Here is a 15,598-nt window from a genome sequence, read left to right as displayed (position 1 = left end):
TTTTTAAAGGGGAAAAATAATCGAAAAAATACTACCTTTATTTAGTCTAGAATAAACTGAAACTGTCCCCCCCATTCCTTCAATAAAAGTTTTCACAATAGAAAGACCTAAACCACTCCCTCCCGTAGTCCGAGTTCTAGCTTCATCTACTCGGTAAAAACGCTCAAAAATGCGGACTTGCTGTTGTAAAGGAATACCTATACCTTGGTCACAAACTTGAATAGTAACTTGTTCTTTTGAGTGTTCTAAACGTAAAGTTATCGGTGTATTCGGCTCAGAATATTTTATCGCATTATCAATTAAATTCAGTAAAGATTGTTTAAGACGATGTTCATTAACGGTAATCGTAATGATTTGCTCTGGAAGCTCAAGTAAACAAATCCGATCACTAAATTTTTTCGTCATTTCAACAACTTCTATTAATAGATTGTTTAAGTTGACTAAATCCGCATAGAAGTGCATTCTACCACTATCAGCCCTCTCTAAATCGAGTAAATCTTGTAATAATTGTATGGTACGATTAGCCTCAGATGTAGCTACTTCTATCGCTTCTCTTTGTGAAGATGTTAAATTATCGCCACGACGTAATAAACTTTGTAAATATCCTGAAACAATCGTTAAGGGTGTTCGTAATTCATGGGAAACGTTACTAACTAATTGCTGTTGTTGTTCCCAAGATTGAGACAGACGAGATAACATTTGTTCATAAGTTTGTACTAGTTGTTTAATTTCACTAGGTGCATTTTCTAATTGAATTTGAGCATCTTTTAGTTTGTCTACAGAAATACTTTGTGTAATCTCACTAATTCGATGAAGTGGTTTTAATGACTTTCTTACATACCAAGTGATCGCCAATAACATCACACCAATTGCTAATAAACTAGATAAACTTAAACTTCTGGTCAAATGAAGAAACATTGTTTGCTCACTCGTAATATTATGAGCAATGTATAGTTGACCGTAAAAGTTTTTTTTAACTACTAAAGGAACAGCACACAACAGCCAATAATCACCCTGAATTTTTTGTAATTTAGGTTGAGAATTAAGATCAGATAAAAACGTTAAAGTATTTTCTTTACTAATCATCATCTCTGTTTGAGATTTAGCAGTAATCGTTCCAACCGAATTTTTGACCCACAATAGAGTATTATAATTAGTCAGATTATTAACTGCTTTTTGAATTCCTGTTTCTAGGGATACCATATCACTATAAATTTCTACGTCACGGGGAAAACGGTTCGCAATGATTTCTAGATTTTGTTTATGAGTCTCGACTAATAAATGTTGAATTTGCCAACTCATCCAAGTAACAACACTTCCCAAACCCATTGTAGAAACTGTGGCAACTCCTGCTATTAAGCGAACTTGTAAAGATTGATGATCAATTTTTGGCCAAAGTTTCACCATCGGAGTTAGCCCAGGCTTGGAAAAGATAAAATGAGAGAACTGATATTTATTATTGTGGCGAATTAAATTAACTTTTAGATGATAGCTTCCTAAATTCTTGCTGAGAAAAAATTATGTTTTGGTATGATGGTCAGCTAATTGAAAAAGATGAACTTACTTTGAGTATCGATCATCCCAGTTTACTGTATGGGGCCATGGTATTTACAACCCTACGCATCTATGGACAAACATTAGAACATCCTTTAACCCATTGGCAGGATCATTGCGATCGCTTACGTCATAGTTTACAGGTTTTTGGCTGGCCGTCGCCTTCTTGGAATCAAATTCAGACTGAAGTCGAAACGTTATATCTCACTATCCCGTCATTCGGATCGCTATTTTTCCCAATGGTACAGAATGGATCATTGGACGTACATTACCCAATGATTTATCCCGACGACAGCAAAAAGGAATTATCGCTTGGGTGGCACAAGATCCCTTATTTGAACGCTCTCTAAGTTCTCATAAAACTGCTAATTATTTAGGTGCGTGGTTAGCGACTAATCGAGCGCAGCATTTTGGCGCAAAAGAGGCGATACTGGTAGATCATGAGGGATCTTGGCTCGAAACTGGAACGGGAAATCTTTGGGGTTGGAAAAAAGGCTGTTGGTATACTCCAGATCTTAAAGAAGGGCTGTTACCTGGAATTGCTCGAGCTAATTTGCTCAATTGGCTTAATTTACAAAAGCTCTTAGTTCAGGAAAACTCATGGACATCTAGTTTTATCCAAGATTTAGAAGTCGTCGCTTACAGTAATAGTGTAATGGAAATTGTTCCTTTTGCTCAAGTTTGGGACAAAGGAGCTAAACGATTGTATTCACCATCTCATTCGGTTTTAGAACAGCTACGAAGCTACTATTCAGTAAACAGTAATCAGTAATCAGTAAACGAAATTTGATGACTGATAACTGATAACTGTTTTAGGCTTCTTTATTAACAAAAGGAAGTAATGCTACAATACGAGCGCGTTTAACTGATTCAGTCAAAGCTCGTTGTTGCTTGGCAGTCAATCCAGTAATGCGGCGTGGTAAAATTTTTCCGCGTTCGGTGATAAACTTCCGCAATAAATCTACATCTTTGTAGTCAATGGGTTGAGTCGGAGGAATGGGCGAAAGACGCTTACGGTAATAACTCATAATTAATTTTGAGGTACGATTTTTATTTAATTTCTTTGTGTACGGTATGTCTGTTACAGTTAGGGCAGAATTTTTTAAGTTCTAGTCGTGCTGTTGTATTACGACGGTTTTTGGTCGTGGTATAACGAGAAACACCAGGTGTCCGCTTGTTGTTATTAGAGCGGCATTCGGTGCATTCTAGAGTAATAATTAGGCGAACGCCTTTTTTACTGGCCATATCTCAACGGGTAATAGTTTTTAATCTAGATTGACACGCAATTTATCATTATGGCATGGTGGAGCATATTTTTGCAAGACATAATCTTTTGAATAAGCTTGATTCATGTAGTGACTGATTAACTTTTAAAATATCCTACTTAAGACATAGATTACTGACAATAAATTCACTTACGCAATTTATATTTAACTTCGCGCCAGAGTTGTTTAAGTCTTAAATCGAGAGAAAACCCCCGTTTACTCGGTATAATCACCGTTTTACCGATCCGATCGTGAAAAGCTTGACTAGATTGTTCATCACCTAAAGCCATTCCACAATCAGCCAGAAGGAAAGAAGACAGCAGAATCATTGATAAAGGGTTAGGAAACGTATAATTAAGACCAATCATTGTTAAAGCCGCGCTTAAACCCACAATCCCTTCACGGATCGCTAATTCTGTCAATCCAGGAATTCTCTTAAGGCGTAAATCAATGACCTTCATATCTAATGCCCAACGCCCTAAACTTTGTCCTTTATTTTTTTCGACAATAATCACTCTTAAGACAAACCATACTACGATAAACACAAAAAACTGCAACGCCCAAGCTGTCCCCACAAAGGAACTCACTAGCCAAACAGTGACAAAATCGATGAGAAAGGCATAAGCACGGCGATCAATAGGAACTTTAGGAAGTCTTTTGGGTTGTGGTTCTTCAGAATATTCTGAGCGATACATGATGGATGTTAAAAACTCTGGTTAGAATGTGATTTGTGATACTAAGTAAGTGTGACTCTAATGGTCACATTCGGTAGACTTTACAATCTTTTGATGATTGATTCGGAAGATTACTAAAAAATTTTTTATTAAGACTAGACAATTTTAAATCTAATAGCTATAGTAACAATAAAATCAAATCATAAAACATTCCCGATTTAGTTAACAAGCAAATCCATTATACTAACGTCAAACCCAAGGTTCATAATAAAAGAGATGAAAACCAAACACTTACTAATAATCGGTCTAGCAGCGAGTAGCCTAGCAATGGGTACCTCTCAAGCTATGGCAGGAACCTTTCTGATTGATAGCTTTGATGTTCCTAGCAGTTCACCCCCAGGCTTTCCACCGAGCAACAGTGGAGCTAATCCCATCCTTCTAAACACGGCGGGGCAAACTCAGACTAGCATCTTTACAGGGCTAGATAAAAACGAGGTGATTGGTGGAAGTCGTACCATAACCTCTAGTATTACCCAAACAAGTCCTCTTGATGCTCCGCCCAAATCAACCATTGGAGTGTTTACTGGAAGCGGAAATTTTGATGGAGAGTTAAATATTGACAATAGAGTTCGGACATCCTCGATGACCATGCTGGAGTACAACGATATCGCAGCGATGGGTCAAGGAAACTTTAATAGGCTCACTGGAGCGAATAACGAAAAAGGGATTAAAATTGACTATACCACTGATGGAATTGCCTTTAACTTTCAACTGATGATTTCAGACGGGTTGAATATGTCAACCGTATCAAAAAGCGTTGATACTGATGGCTTTGCCGAAGGTGCTGCTGTCTTTAGCTTTGAAGACATTCTAGCGGGTGGACTGGTTGATCTGAGTATGGTTAACTATGTTAAATTAGTGATCACTGGCGATCGTGGTTATGACTTAGCGATTAATCAAATTGGTTCATATGAAGTTCCCGAACCCAGTGCAATAATAGGTCTTTTGACTGTATTAGGAACTGGTGCTTTTTCTCTCAAGCGTAAAGCCAAAGCAGAATAGTTTAAATCTAAGAAAAAGGCTACCTAGCGGTTACCGATGTTACTTACTTTTATTGCTAGGTTGCTTTGGTGTTTTTAGGTAAATTGACTGATTCTAGAGAAAATATAAACAACTAGCCATGAGGTGAGGGTTAGTACGTTACTATGCTTTTAGAAGTAACCTAGAATACATGAAGGTGTTATGAAGCCAGACTCATTACCAACAGAGGTTATTCTGACTCATCCCCGTCAGAGCCTCGGCAAAATACAATTAGACTGGATGCCCCAACCTGGCAACTATTTAGACCTAGAGGGCAAATACTACGCAGTACTAGAACGCCACCACCACTATCAATACAAGGTTGGTGGCTATTGTTTACAAAAAATTTCTCTTTATGTCCAAGCAGCTAAATCATTAGACGAACAAAGCTTAATTGACGGGCGTTGGGTAGTTGGTGATGCGAATTGTTGCTTTAATGCTCGTTCTGAGATTTTACGCTGTGCAGTCAATCCCGATGGCCCTTGCGATGGTTGTCGTTCATATGAAATGATAGTTAACTAAATAGATCCACGCTCAAACTAAGACGCACTCCATTAATAAAATCTTTGCCTGACTGGGGTCGTTTCCCTGCTAATTGTACTTGTTGTAAAACCAGTAAACCTTCACCTGTCTGCACGACAGGGCCAAAATTTTTGAGAATTCCTACAACTTGTCCCATTTCACCTTTTGTATAACTCGGTATTTCTGGTAAGTCTAAAGAAAGTTCACTCCAGTAAGGTTCAGCTAAAGGAACAGTAGCAGTAATTTTTAGAGTTTGGTTCCGAAAAGTCGTAAAACAGTCTGGATAAAAACCTCTAACTTGATCATGAATTGCTACCGCCGATTGTGTCCAGTCAATTCTTAAATCTTCTTTTTGAATTAAAGGAGCGTAGGTTGTAAGGGCTGAATTTTGGGGAGTTGCTTTGATTTCCCCAAGTTTTAGTTGTGAAAGGGTTTCAATCAGTAAAATAGCACCTTGTTGACTCAGACGTGTGGCAATTTGTTCAGCGTTATCTAACAGTCCAATGGGAGTTCGTGCCGTTAATAACATTGCTCCCGTATCCATCCCCTCATCCATCAGCATTGTTGTGACTCCCGTTTCAGTTTCCCCCTTTCTAATACTCCATTGAATCGGTGCAGCACCGCGATATTTAGGTAACAGGGAAGCGTGAACATTAATACATCCTAAGCGAGGCATCGCTAAAATTTCAGGTGATAAAATTTGTCCATAAGCCACCACCACAAAAACATCTGCTTGGCTTTTTTTGAGGCTAGAAAGTGTTTCTGCGGATTTTTTGACTCGTTTGGGTTGCCAGATAGGTAATTGATGCTCTGTGGCTAATTTTTTAATAGGGGAGGGAATCAATTGACTACCCCTGCCTCTCCTTTTATCGGGTTGGGTGACGACTGCAACAACTTCAAATTCAGGAGAACGAAGTAAGACTTCTAGGGTGGGAACAGCAAACAACGGGGTACCAAAGAAAACGATTTTCATTAAGAAGTGGTTCTATAGATATTTATGTAAAACCTTACAATATATAGAGCTTTATAAAAATATTTCCGAAAATAAAAGATTTATGATTAAAAGAGTCCAAGCTTTGGATGAACTAGAATTTGATGCGGCTAAATCTAATGAGTGCATTTATGGAAAATACAAACAACTATATGTTTACGTCAAACTAGGTGTAGAAGAAGAATATAGAGAAAATCCTACTGACGATCCCAAAACACAGTACAAGCTGTTTAGAAGACGTACTATTGAATATTCTCAAACGTTAGAACAATGCGAACAAGGAATTTATCCAGTCTGATGACACTGCTGATGTTATTTTGTACTGGTAGTATTTTCTGAAAGTTCGGCTCTAAGAGGACGGCGTTTACGAGGTAAGTAGCGATCTTGAATCTGATCTCGATTCTCAGATAAAAAAGATAACATCTCTTCATCTGGGATTTCTCTAAATTCGCCGTTTTTCATTAAAACTCTAGGCATTTTAAAAGCTCCTTAATTTACAAGTGGAAGATAAGAGCATATTTGCCAGTAGGCATACAATTTACAATCCAATTTATACAATTATGCAATCCATAAAAGGAAACTATACCGTTTACCATAAAATATAGGTGATGCAATCCTGTAGTAGCAAAAAGGAGCAGGTATTTAACCCACTCCTTTTAAATCCTAATTAAATAATGACTTATTTGGTTTCAGAGAATTCGGCATCGATGACATCATCACCGCTACTTGAAGTATTAGCATTACCACCACCTGTAGTACCATCATCAGTACCTGTAGGTTCAGTGGTTGTACCCGCTTGCTGATACATACTCGTACCAATGCTATAGAGGGTTTGTTGTAACTCAGTGGTTAGGGTTTTGATGCGGTTGTCGTCATCTTGTGCGATCGCTTCTTTAAGCTCAGTGAGTAGCCCTTCTGCTTTAAGTTTGTCAGCAGAGGATACCTTGTCACCAAAGTCTTTGAGTTGTTTTTCCGCTTGATACACAAGTGAGTCAGCTTGGTTCTTACGGTCAATTTTCTCACGACGCTCTTTATCAGTACCCGCATTACTTTCAGCTTCTCTAACCATGCGTTCTACTTCGTCTTTAGGTAGAGTAGAAGCACCAGTAATACTGATCGACTGTTCTTTGCCAGTTCCTTTGTCTTTTGCCGTAACGTTGAGAATACCGTTAGCGTCAATATCAAAAGTCACTTCAATTTGAGGAACACCACGAGGTGCAGGAGGAATACCATCTAGACGGAAGTTACCGAGACTCTTATTGTCTTTGGACATTTCTCGTTCCCCTTGTAGAACATGAATTTCTACATTGGTTTGTCCATCAACCGCAGTCGAGAAGACCTCAGATTTTTTCGTCGGAATGGTGGTATTGCGAGTAATAATGCGCGTCATAACACCACCGAGAGTTTCAACCCCAAAGGAGAGGGGAGTCACATCAAGGAGTAGGATGTCTTTAACTTCACCAGCAAGAACACCACCTTGAATAGCGGCACCTACTGCTACGACTTCATCCGGGTTAACGCCTTGGTTGGGGTCTTTACCGAGTACTTTTCTAACGACTTCTTGAACCGCAGGAATACGGGTAGAACCACCGACTAAAACGACCTCATCAATTTGCTCTTTGCTAACTTTGGCATCTTTAACGGCATTTTCGACTGGAATGCGACAACGATCGATTAGATCTGAGCAAAGTTCCTCAAATTTAGCACGAGTTAGCGTAGTATCGAGGTGTTTTGGCCCGTCTTGAGTCGCGGTGATAAAAGGAAGGTTAATTTCAGTCTGGGTCACGCTAGAAAGCTCAATTTTGGCTTTTTCTGCGGCTTCGGTCAGACGTTGTAAGGCTTGCTTGTCTTTGCGTAGATCAATGCCTTCTGTTTTTTCAAATTCACCAGCGAGGTAGTCTACGATTTTTTTATCGAAGTCATCCCCACCAAGGTGAGTATCTCCAGAAGTAGCAAGAACTTCAAATACACCATCACCGACTTCTAGGATCGATACGTCAAAGGTACCACCACCCAAGTCAAAAACGAGAATGGTTTCATTGCTTTTCTTATCTAAACCGTAGGCTAGAGAAGCGGCAGTTGGTTCGTTAATGATCCGCAAGACTTCAATACCTGCAATTTTACCCGCGTCTTTCGTAGCTTGACGTTGGGAGTCATTAAAGTAAGCGGGAACGGTAATAACTGCTTGTGTAACCGTTTCACCTAGGTATTTACTAGCATCTTCTACTAATTTACGCAGAACTTGTGCGGAAATTTCTTCGGGTGCAAACTGTTTTCCAGCCGCAGGACAATCTAACTTGACGTTTCCATTACTATCTTGTAATACTTTGTAGGAAACTTCAGTTGCTTCGTTGGTGACTTCGTTAAATTTACGACCAATAAAACGTTTGACTGAGTAAAAGGTGTTTTGCGGGTTCATGACAGACTGACGCTTGGCAATTTGTCCCACCAGGCGATCGCCATTTTTCGCATAGGCAACGACAGACGGCGTAGTTCTAAACCCTTCTGCATTAGCGATAACGGTTGGTTTACCTCCCTCCATTACTGCTACGCAAGAGTTCGTCGTACCTAAATCTATTCCAACAACTTTTCCCATATTCTTTAGTGCTGCTCCAGTGTAACTATACTATCTTGTTTATCTGAACTGTCAGGGAGTCTAGCGGCAACACCAACTAAGCTTTCAGTTCAGCGATGTATCTCTATAGTGACGGGAATCAGTATATATGCGATAGTGTAGTTTCCCGAACCTATAATGACGGGTTAGTGCAGTATTAAGTCTTTTTTTAACTCTAAACTTTTTGTTCAACGCCAAAACCAACGAGAACGACATCTTTTAATGGTTCTCCTGCTGAGGGTTGTTGATAATTAATGATGCGACGAATTCGTAAATCTGGATTAACAAGGGTAATTGAATCGACTGATACTGTTCGAGTATAATTCGTTGTCATCAAGAGTTCTCTAGTTTGTGAATTAAACTGAAAATGAGAAATAATTGGTCTTGCTTCTTCATAAGCACGATCTCTTAGATAGTCTCCTTCTAGAATTAGATTATTTTCGGTTTTGGGAACAAATAAAAGATTAAGGTTTTGTGAGACTTCTTCCCCTTTCTCAGAAATGGTATAAAAACCGAGATTAAAGCCGGGGATTTCTGCTAAATTATCTACAGCGTCATATTGATTATCACTGAGTACTTTATTTTTGATCTCCGTTGTCAGAGGCTCAACTGTAAATTCAGTTCGAGAGCGTTCTACTTCAGAGTACGCTAGATAATGATAGGTTCGCTCTGTTTTCCAACTGCCAACGCAACAATTAAAGAATTCTAGAAATGTCGATGTATTCATCAGTTTGGTTGATAGGATGTTCATAAGAATTATAGGATTATTTGGCTTTTTTTCCTATCTTGTCTTATCTTTTTCCATTTATGAGTTGACAATATAATTGTCATGGCATAGGATTAAGCCCAAATTTAAGTTTTTTATTTATACAAATGTACTATGCTAAAACCAGTTTATGAGCATTTGAAAGTTATATCACTAAGGAAAATTGGCATTTTATTAATAATAATAGCTTTGTGCTTTGGAGCTATGTGCAGAATTTTTGCTATTTTAAATTTTACTGAATTTTGTGGAGATCAAATTAGAGATGCAATTACGACGATGGAAATGTGGAAAGGAAATTTACCCACATTAGGCCCTATTTCTTCTTGGCGATCAGCTTATTTACCTCCTCTTTATTTTTATTTTGTTTTTCCGTTTACTGCCATTAGTTCAGATTTATCTTCACAAGCGATTTTTAATGGAATTACGACATTTTTTTCAATTCCCCTCTTAATGTTCACTATCTATCAATCTCTCGAGAAAGTTGAAAGTAATAAAAGATTTTTTCTGGCTACTCTTGCAGGTTTATGGTACAGTTTACTGTTTCAAAATATTGTAATGAATACTGGAAATAGTTTAGCTGGGAATCCAGGTTCAGTCGTCTTTTTTCTCCTCGCTTTTATTCTTCTTTTTACCTATATCTTAGAAGACAAGTTATCCTCGATTAAAGAATGTTTATTCTGGTTAGCATACGGATTTTGTTTTGTTAGTTTAATCAATTTACAATTTGCTCCTTTGTTTGTGATGCCAGTCATTTTTATGATTAGCATTTTTATCTATCTATATAAAAATCGCAAAAATCCTCAAAAGTTTATCTTACCTTGTTTAGCAATATTGACAGTTCTTATTGCTTTAACTCCTTACTGGTTTGGAGAAATTGAGCGAAATTGGTTAAATAGCAAAGAAATTTTAGCCTTAGTGTTTAAAACTGGTGAGGAACCAAAATATTCGATGAGTTTTTTTCAAAGATTAATAGCAGTTATACGGGGGTATTTTGATATTGGAAAGGATGGTTATTTTATTGGTACCTCTCGGCTAACTAAGCTGATTTCTATATTATTTATGGGAGTTATTTTGCTATTTGGCATTTTAAAATATCGCGGTAATCAAACAATTTATTATTTGTGGCTGATGATTAGTCTTGTTTTTCTATATGCTTATTCATCAGTCAATATGCAAAATACCTATAATCCTTTATTTTATAGATTATTAATTTATTTAGTACCAATTTTTCTAACAATCTGGTGTTTAGCTTATCTAAATTTTTCTAGCCGTTCAGAGAAATTAATTATTATTTTTCTAGCTTTTTCTATTACATTTTGTATTTTAATTAATCTAAAATTTCACTATAACTACATAACTGCACGGGTGGGAATGCCACGAGTACAAAATACAACCGATTTAGTACAAATTGTTCGAGAAATACCCAATCAAGCAACAGTTTGTGACGCAATAAATTATTATCGTAATCTGCGAATATATGAATATATAGATCGATATATCACACAAAAAAAAATACAATTTATAGGTGAATGTTATCCAACTAACTATCTAATCTATCAAAAATATCTTTCACATCCTCGAACTTACCGTTTAATTAACAATAAACCTATTTCTGAAATCGAGCCTAAATTTACTTATCCTTATCATTTATATAAAGAAACGCCACTTTTTTATATTTATCAGATTGATTAATGACTAGGAAATTTCCGTACTTGATATTCACTAGATTCAATCATTTTATAAAATATTCCCTCCAAAGCTTCGGCAAATTTTTGTTCAGTTTCTTCTAAAACAGATTGGGGTATTGTTTTCCAGTCTTCCCGTGTTCTCCAGCGAATAATAAAAATCAGTTCTGATTCATGATTCGGATTAATCCAAATTTCCTTACCCAGATAACCAGAATATTGACTCAGAGTTTCTGTCCATATTTCGGCATCTTTTTGTAAAAACTTTTCTCTATTTTTCGCATCGATTGTAAACTTGAGCCATTCAATAACCATCGTCATTCATCCTATTGCTTGTACTTTAGTCAAAAATTCTTCAGTCAGTTTAATAAACGCTTTTGCACCACTAGAATTCGGTAAAGCGATAGCAACAGGCATAAACATATCAACTGCTTTAGCCACATTAACATCCATTGGAATCGAATTTTCAAATAACTGTTGCGGTTTAAAATCTTGTTGTACTCTTCGCATGACTTGATTATAATAACGACTGAGTAATCCGCCACCTGATAGAATAAAAACAATACCCAATAATGTCGGATTAATTCCCGTTTGATGTTGATGACTCGCTTTTAGTTTAATAATTCGTCTTTCTAAAAGTTGCATTCCCACAACAGATAAAGGTTCTGGGCGTGCAGGAATCAGATAAAATTGACTTGCTGCAATGCCACTACGAGTTAGTAAATTATATCCTGGCGCACAATCCATAATAATATAGTCATAATCATCGATAACGGGTGCAATAATTTTAGAGATTAAATCCCGTTCTAAATTATTCCAGACCTTTTCAAATTCCGCACTCTCTGATAAATTCGCTTGTTTATGTAGCATTTCTGAAACAAGATACTCATCATAAAGCTCAATGTCTCCAGGCAAAATATCTAAAGCTTCAATCTCACATACATCAGGATAAATAATATCTTCAATCGTCAACTTTTGGTGAGGATTTGGTTTAATAATTGACTCTAGTAGATAACTTAAAGTTCGTTTACGACGACGAATCTTAGCAAAGTCATGAGGCGACATTAATGATAGAGTAGCACTAATTTGAGCATCTAAATCTAAAACTAACACCCGTTTCCTGTGATATTTAGCCAAACAAGTCGCTAAATTAACTGTTAGAGTCGTTTTTCCGACCCCTCCCTTCATATTCACAGTGCTAATAATTATTCCCATACAACTAACCTAATTGTTTAGCTTGAAGATCACGACGGAATACTTTACCATTTGGAGCCATAATAAAACGCGGTAAGCTTTGAATATTGATGATCTCCAAAGTTTTCATATTATACGTGGTATAAATCGTTTTTTCTGTCCCAAAATCAATATCAACTACGGTTAAGGTTTTGGTCGGTGGTAAATTACTATTTAAGAGTTTTCTAGCCCCACTTCCCAAGGCTCCCGCGTGCAATAATTCTAATTGACCGCGTTTTCCAGGATAATAAGCGTGAGCATGACCACTAATATAGGTATGCACCTGATATTGTTCTAATAGTGAACGCAATTGTTCAGCATTATCTAAAAATTCTCCCACTTTATCGCGTCCGATGCTGATTCCATATAGGGGAAGATGTCCGATCGCTATTCGCATTTTAGCTTGTTGTGCGATTCTACTCCCTAAGCTTTTTTTCACCCAGGCAAGTTGTTGTGCTGAAATAATATTCGAGGAAGCATCCCAAACTAAATAAAAAATCTGATTTTGGGTAAAAGTATAGTAAAAAGGAAAGCCAGAACGATCAATAAAATTCAGTCTAGGTTGATGTGTCGGGTTTTTCCAGTAGGCAGTCGCTAACTCTCGTTCGGCTTGAAAGATATATTGTCCTTGTGATATGCTACCCGAACCGTCATGATTACCAATCGTAAAGCCAAACGGAATCTTTGCTTTTCTTAAAGGTGCAGCAATGTGATGATCAAACGCTGTCCACATATCATTAATTTGATTTTTTGTCAAGGTTTTTTTCTGTCCTGCAATCATATCACCCCCACATAGAACGAGATTGGGTTTGAGTGTGGGAATTAGTGCGATCGCATTTGTCACTTCACTTTCATAAGTTGTTGAACCATACTGACTATTAAGATCACTAATCACAACAATTCGGACATCACCTTTAGGGGGTGCTTGAAGACCAGTTTGGGAATTGACGCGACGCGCTAGAGTAGCAAGACCCAACCCGCAGAGACTCCCCGTTAAAATCAACAAATGGCGACGGCTATAAATCATGGCAAAAAGACAAGAGAAGGGATTTGATAGAATATAAGAAGAATGTGAAGGAAGATTAAGCTTATGGAAATTGTGACGATCGCATCTTGGGGACTGGGAATCATTTTAAGTGTAATGACGTTATTTTTTATCTTTCGGATCGTTTTAACTTGGTATCCTCAAATCGATCTCAACCGTTTTCCCTTTAACATCATTGCCAAACCGACTGAACCCCTTTTAATTCCCGTTCGTAAAATCGTTTCACCCATTGGAGGTGTCGATATTTCGCCGATTATTTGGATTGGAATTTGCACCCTACTTAGAGAACTTTTAGTAGGTCAACAAGGCATTTTAACAATGGCGACTAGGATTCATTAAAATGAACAGACGCAGATTTTTAGAGATGGGTACCGTCATCATTGGTACAGGCTGGTTTTCCAATTATTTACTAGGACAGACAAACGCTATGACAACCTCAAAAGAACAATTTGAAGTCAATAAAACTGAACAGGAATGGCGCGAAACACTAACCCCCGAACAATTTAACGTCTTGCGGAAACATGGCACCGAAAGAGCAGGTACTAGCTCCCTCGATAAAATCTATGCAGAAGGGGTTTTTACCTGTGCTGGCTGCGGTTTGCCCCTGTTTACCTCAAAAACAAAGTACAACAGTGGGACAGGCTGGCCCAGCTTTTATCAACCCATTGAGGACGCAATTGGGACATCAGTTGATCGTACTTTATTTATGACTCGCACCGAAGTTCATTGTCATCGTTGCGGGGGACATTTAGGACACGTCTTTAACGATGGCCCTGCACCCACAGGTAAACGTTATTGTATGAATGGTGTAGCAATGAAATTTGAGCCGAAAACCGAATCGTAATTGCTTGACGTAGATTTTGTGAATAAGAAAATAAGGGTGACGACGTAGGTTTGTCACCTTTTTTTGGGAAGTTTATCTTTAGATCTATCAGTAAATTTATGGAGGTCAACAAATTTTGTTTAAGCTTTTTAATATTTCTCTCTAATTGCAGTCTTCTTTAATAAATCATTATTTCAAAATTATTTTTTATCAAAATTATATAAACTTTCTTTTCGCTACTTGACAATTTCATAAATAGAGTACAAGATAGTTTTGTAATAATTAAAGCTAAAAATCATCGAAAAAACATCAGAAATAGTCAATAGCTCAGTAATGTATTACAGATCACTATTGACCTCATACTTGTGTGTTTTTGTTCGATATGTCTTTAGCATCGTAATTTTTTTATCTGAATAGTATGACCATTTCCTTGTTTACCAAAAAACTACTTTCTCTCTCGCTAACCGCTACGGCTGCTGGCGTTGGTGTAATTTCCAGCGTTGTTCCCGCCCAAGCTTATCTAATCTATTTCGGCGAAGATATCAATGGTGATCCTAATGTTCCTCTAGCCTCTTTTCCTAATGCTTCTGATGCTGAAGCTGACTTTCTTTCTAACCTACAGGGAGTAGGAACCGAAGATTTTGAGGGATTTAGTGCGGGAACTGGCACACCGTTAAATCTAACTTTTCCTGGCTCTACAGGTAATATTACAGCTACTCTTTCTGGTGGTGGTGGAACTATAGACTCTGTTCCTGTTGGTCAAACGAACGGAGCGGGTCGCTATGCCACTTCTGGTACTAACTTTTTTGAAGTAGATGCGGGTAGTTCTAATAATTTTGAAGTGACATTCGATTCACCTGTGGCTGCATTTGGCTTTTATGGAGTTGATATCGGCGATTTTGGCGGTCAGCTTCAGTTAGAGCTTACCAACGGAACAACCCAAACCGTTACCGTACCCAATACAGGTGGTAGCAATGGCAGTACAGACGGCTCTGTTCTGTTCTATGGTATAGTTGCCGAGAATAGTTCTCAAACATTTACAAGCGTCTCCTTCCTCACAACAACGGGACAAGGTGATATCTTCGCTTTTGATGACTTTACCGTTGGAGACCTTGACCAAGTTGTACCTCCTCCTCCTGGTACTCCTGAACCCGCTTCAATGCTAGGACTTCTTGCTGTTGGTGCTTTAGGTGCTGGTTCTGCATTAAAACGCAAACGGAACTAAAAATTGTAATAAAAGTAAAATGCCCTCAGTGAGTTAACTTGAGGGTTTTTTATCGATTTTATTTTTAATTCAAAAAGAGAAGAAATTGAGCGCATATAGCTATGATGGTACTTAAAGAAGG

The 15,598-nt window shown here is 37.7% G+C and carries 18 protein-coding genes and 1 pseudogene; 8 read left to right on the top strand and 11 right to left on the bottom strand.

Going from position 1 to position 15,598, the window contains the following annotated elements; translation table 11 throughout:
- Positions 1-3: 3 nt before the first annotated feature.
- On the bottom strand, positions 4-1,407 hold the full coding sequence (locus CFPU101_RS19320) for a HAMP domain-containing sensor histidine kinase (protein ID WP_206816960.1): 1,404 nt from the start codon (positions 1,405-1,407) through the stop codon (positions 4-6).
- Between the two features lie 113 nt (positions 1,408-1,520).
- Between CFPU101_RS19320 and CFPU101_RS26345 the strand changes: the two are divergent.
- A pseudogene (locus CFPU101_RS26345) lies at positions 1,521-2,326 on the top strand (aminotransferase class IV).
- A gap of 40 nt (positions 2,327-2,366) precedes the next feature.
- On the opposite strand, the gene rpsR reads toward CFPU101_RS26345, so the two are convergent.
- From rpsR to CFPU101_RS19300, 3 genes are all read right to left on the bottom strand, one after another.
- Positions 2,367-2,582 carry a 30S ribosomal protein S18 gene (gene rpsR / locus CFPU101_RS19310; RefSeq protein WP_106454840.1) on the bottom strand — a complete coding sequence of 72 codons (216 nt, stop codon included), beginning with the start codon at positions 2,580-2,582 and terminating at the stop codon, positions 2,367-2,369.
- A 22-nt stretch (positions 2,583-2,604) separates the two neighbouring features.
- On the bottom strand, positions 2,605-2,799 hold the full coding sequence (gene rpmG / locus CFPU101_RS19305) for a 50S ribosomal protein L33 (RefSeq protein WP_206816959.1): 195 nt from the start codon (positions 2,797-2,799) through the stop codon (positions 2,605-2,607).
- Positions 2,800-2,965: 166 nt separating this feature from the next.
- Positions 2,966-3,514 carry an RDD family protein gene (locus CFPU101_RS19300; protein ID WP_206816958.1) on the bottom strand — a complete coding sequence of 183 codons (549 nt, stop codon included), beginning with the start codon at positions 3,512-3,514 and terminating at the stop codon, positions 2,966-2,968.
- Between the two features lie 255 nt (positions 3,515-3,769).
- Here CFPU101_RS19300 and CFPU101_RS19295 point away from each other — a divergent pair, with 255 nt between their 5' ends.
- The gene (locus tag CFPU101_RS19295) at positions 3,770-4,555 is read left to right on the top strand and encodes a PEP-CTERM sorting domain-containing protein (RefSeq protein ID WP_206816957.1); all 786 of its coding nucleotides are present in this window, start codon (positions 3,770-3,772) and stop codon (positions 4,553-4,555) included.
- 180 nt (positions 4,556-4,735) lie between these two features.
- Positions 4,736-5,095, top strand: coding sequence for a DUF6464 family protein (locus CFPU101_RS19290; protein WP_206816956.1), 360 nt, complete (start codon positions 4,736-4,738; stop codon positions 5,093-5,095).
- Here CFPU101_RS19290 and fmt read toward each other — a convergent pair.
- A complete protein-coding gene (fmt, locus tag CFPU101_RS19285; RefSeq protein ID WP_206816955.1) occupies positions 5,088-6,068 on the bottom strand; it encodes a methionyl-tRNA formyltransferase in 981 nt (326 codons plus the stop codon). The two genes, CFPU101_RS19290 and fmt, sit on opposite strands and share 8 nt — an antisense overlap.
- A gap of 82 nt (positions 6,069-6,150) precedes the next feature.
- On the opposite strand from fmt, the gene CFPU101_RS19280 reads away from it, so the two are divergent.
- Positions 6,151-6,384 carry a hypothetical protein gene (locus CFPU101_RS19280; RefSeq protein WP_242578103.1) on the top strand — a complete coding sequence of 78 codons (234 nt, stop codon included), beginning with the start codon at positions 6,151-6,153 and terminating at the stop codon, positions 6,382-6,384.
- Between the two features lie 14 nt (positions 6,385-6,398).
- On the opposite strand, the gene CFPU101_RS19275 is transcribed toward CFPU101_RS19280, so the two are convergent.
- The 3 genes from CFPU101_RS19275 to CFPU101_RS19265 all read right to left on the bottom strand — a co-directional run bounded on the left by CFPU101_RS19275 (position 6,399) and on the right by CFPU101_RS19265 (position 9,427).
- The gene (locus CFPU101_RS19275; protein ID WP_206816954.1) at positions 6,399-6,563 is read right to left on the bottom strand and encodes a hypothetical protein; all 165 of its coding nucleotides are present in this window, start codon (positions 6,561-6,563) and stop codon (positions 6,399-6,401) included.
- A 202-nt stretch (positions 6,564-6,765) separates the two neighbouring features.
- On the bottom strand, positions 6,766-8,682 hold the full coding sequence (dnaK, locus tag CFPU101_RS19270; protein ID WP_206816953.1) for a molecular chaperone DnaK: 1,917 nt from the start codon (positions 8,680-8,682) through the stop codon (positions 6,766-6,768).
- Positions 8,683-8,875: 193 nt separating this feature from the next.
- Complete coding sequence (locus tag CFPU101_RS19265; RefSeq protein ID WP_206816988.1) at positions 8,876-9,427, bottom strand: phycobiliprotein lyase; 552 nt, start codon at positions 9,425-9,427, stop codon at positions 8,876-8,878.
- 243 nt (positions 9,428-9,670) lie between these two features.
- On the opposite strand from CFPU101_RS19265, the gene CFPU101_RS19260 reads away from it, so the two are divergent.
- Positions 9,671-11,158 (top strand): hypothetical protein, encoded by a 1,488-nt coding sequence (locus CFPU101_RS19260; RefSeq protein ID WP_206816952.1) that lies wholly within the window; start codon positions 9,671-9,673, stop codon positions 11,156-11,158.
- On the opposite strand, the gene CFPU101_RS19255 is transcribed toward CFPU101_RS19260, so the two are convergent.
- Genes CFPU101_RS19255 through CFPU101_RS19245 form a run of 3 tightly spaced genes read right to left on the bottom strand, consistent with a single transcriptional unit; the run spans position 11,155 to position 13,411 of the window.
- Positions 11,155-11,466, bottom strand: a complete 312-nt coding sequence (locus CFPU101_RS19255; protein ID WP_206816951.1) for a TIGR03792 family protein — start codon at positions 11,464-11,466, stop codon at positions 11,155-11,157. The two genes, CFPU101_RS19260 and CFPU101_RS19255, sit on opposite strands and share 4 nt — an antisense overlap.
- Positions 11,467-11,472: 6 nt before the next feature.
- Positions 11,473-12,366: a ParA family protein gene (locus tag CFPU101_RS19250; RefSeq protein WP_206816950.1), complete on the bottom strand. Its 894-nt coding sequence runs from the start codon at positions 12,364-12,366 to the stop codon at positions 11,473-11,475.
- A gap of 4 nt (positions 12,367-12,370) precedes the next feature.
- A complete protein-coding gene (locus tag CFPU101_RS19245; RefSeq protein ID WP_206816949.1) occupies positions 12,371-13,411 on the bottom strand; it encodes a metallophosphoesterase in 1,041 nt (346 codons plus the stop codon).
- Positions 13,412-13,474: 63 nt separating this feature from the next.
- Between CFPU101_RS19245 and CFPU101_RS19240 the strand changes: the two genes are divergently transcribed.
- From CFPU101_RS19240 to CFPU101_RS25690, 3 genes are all read left to right on the top strand, one after another.
- The gene (locus CFPU101_RS19240) at positions 13,475-13,768 is read left to right on the top strand and encodes a YggT family protein (protein WP_206816948.1); all 294 of its coding nucleotides are present in this window, start codon (positions 13,475-13,477) and stop codon (positions 13,766-13,768) included.
- Between the two features lie 88 nt (positions 13,769-13,856).
- Positions 13,857-14,273, top strand: coding sequence for a peptide-methionine (R)-S-oxide reductase MsrB (gene msrB, locus CFPU101_RS19235; RefSeq protein WP_206816987.1), 417 nt, complete (start codon positions 13,857-13,859; stop codon positions 14,271-14,273).
- A gap of 397 nt (positions 14,274-14,670) precedes the next feature.
- A complete protein-coding gene (locus tag CFPU101_RS25690) occupies positions 14,671-15,477 on the top strand; it encodes a PEP-CTERM sorting domain-containing protein (protein ID WP_242578101.1) in 807 nt (268 codons plus the stop codon).
- The last annotated feature ends 121 nt before the right edge of the window (positions 15,478-15,598 follow it).

Source organism: Chroococcus sp. FPU101, assembly GCF_017312365.1.
GTDB lineage: Bacteria > Cyanobacteriota > Cyanobacteriia > Cyanobacteriales > Microcystaceae > Chroococcus.
This window is presented reverse-complemented; position numbering and strand designations above follow the sequence as displayed.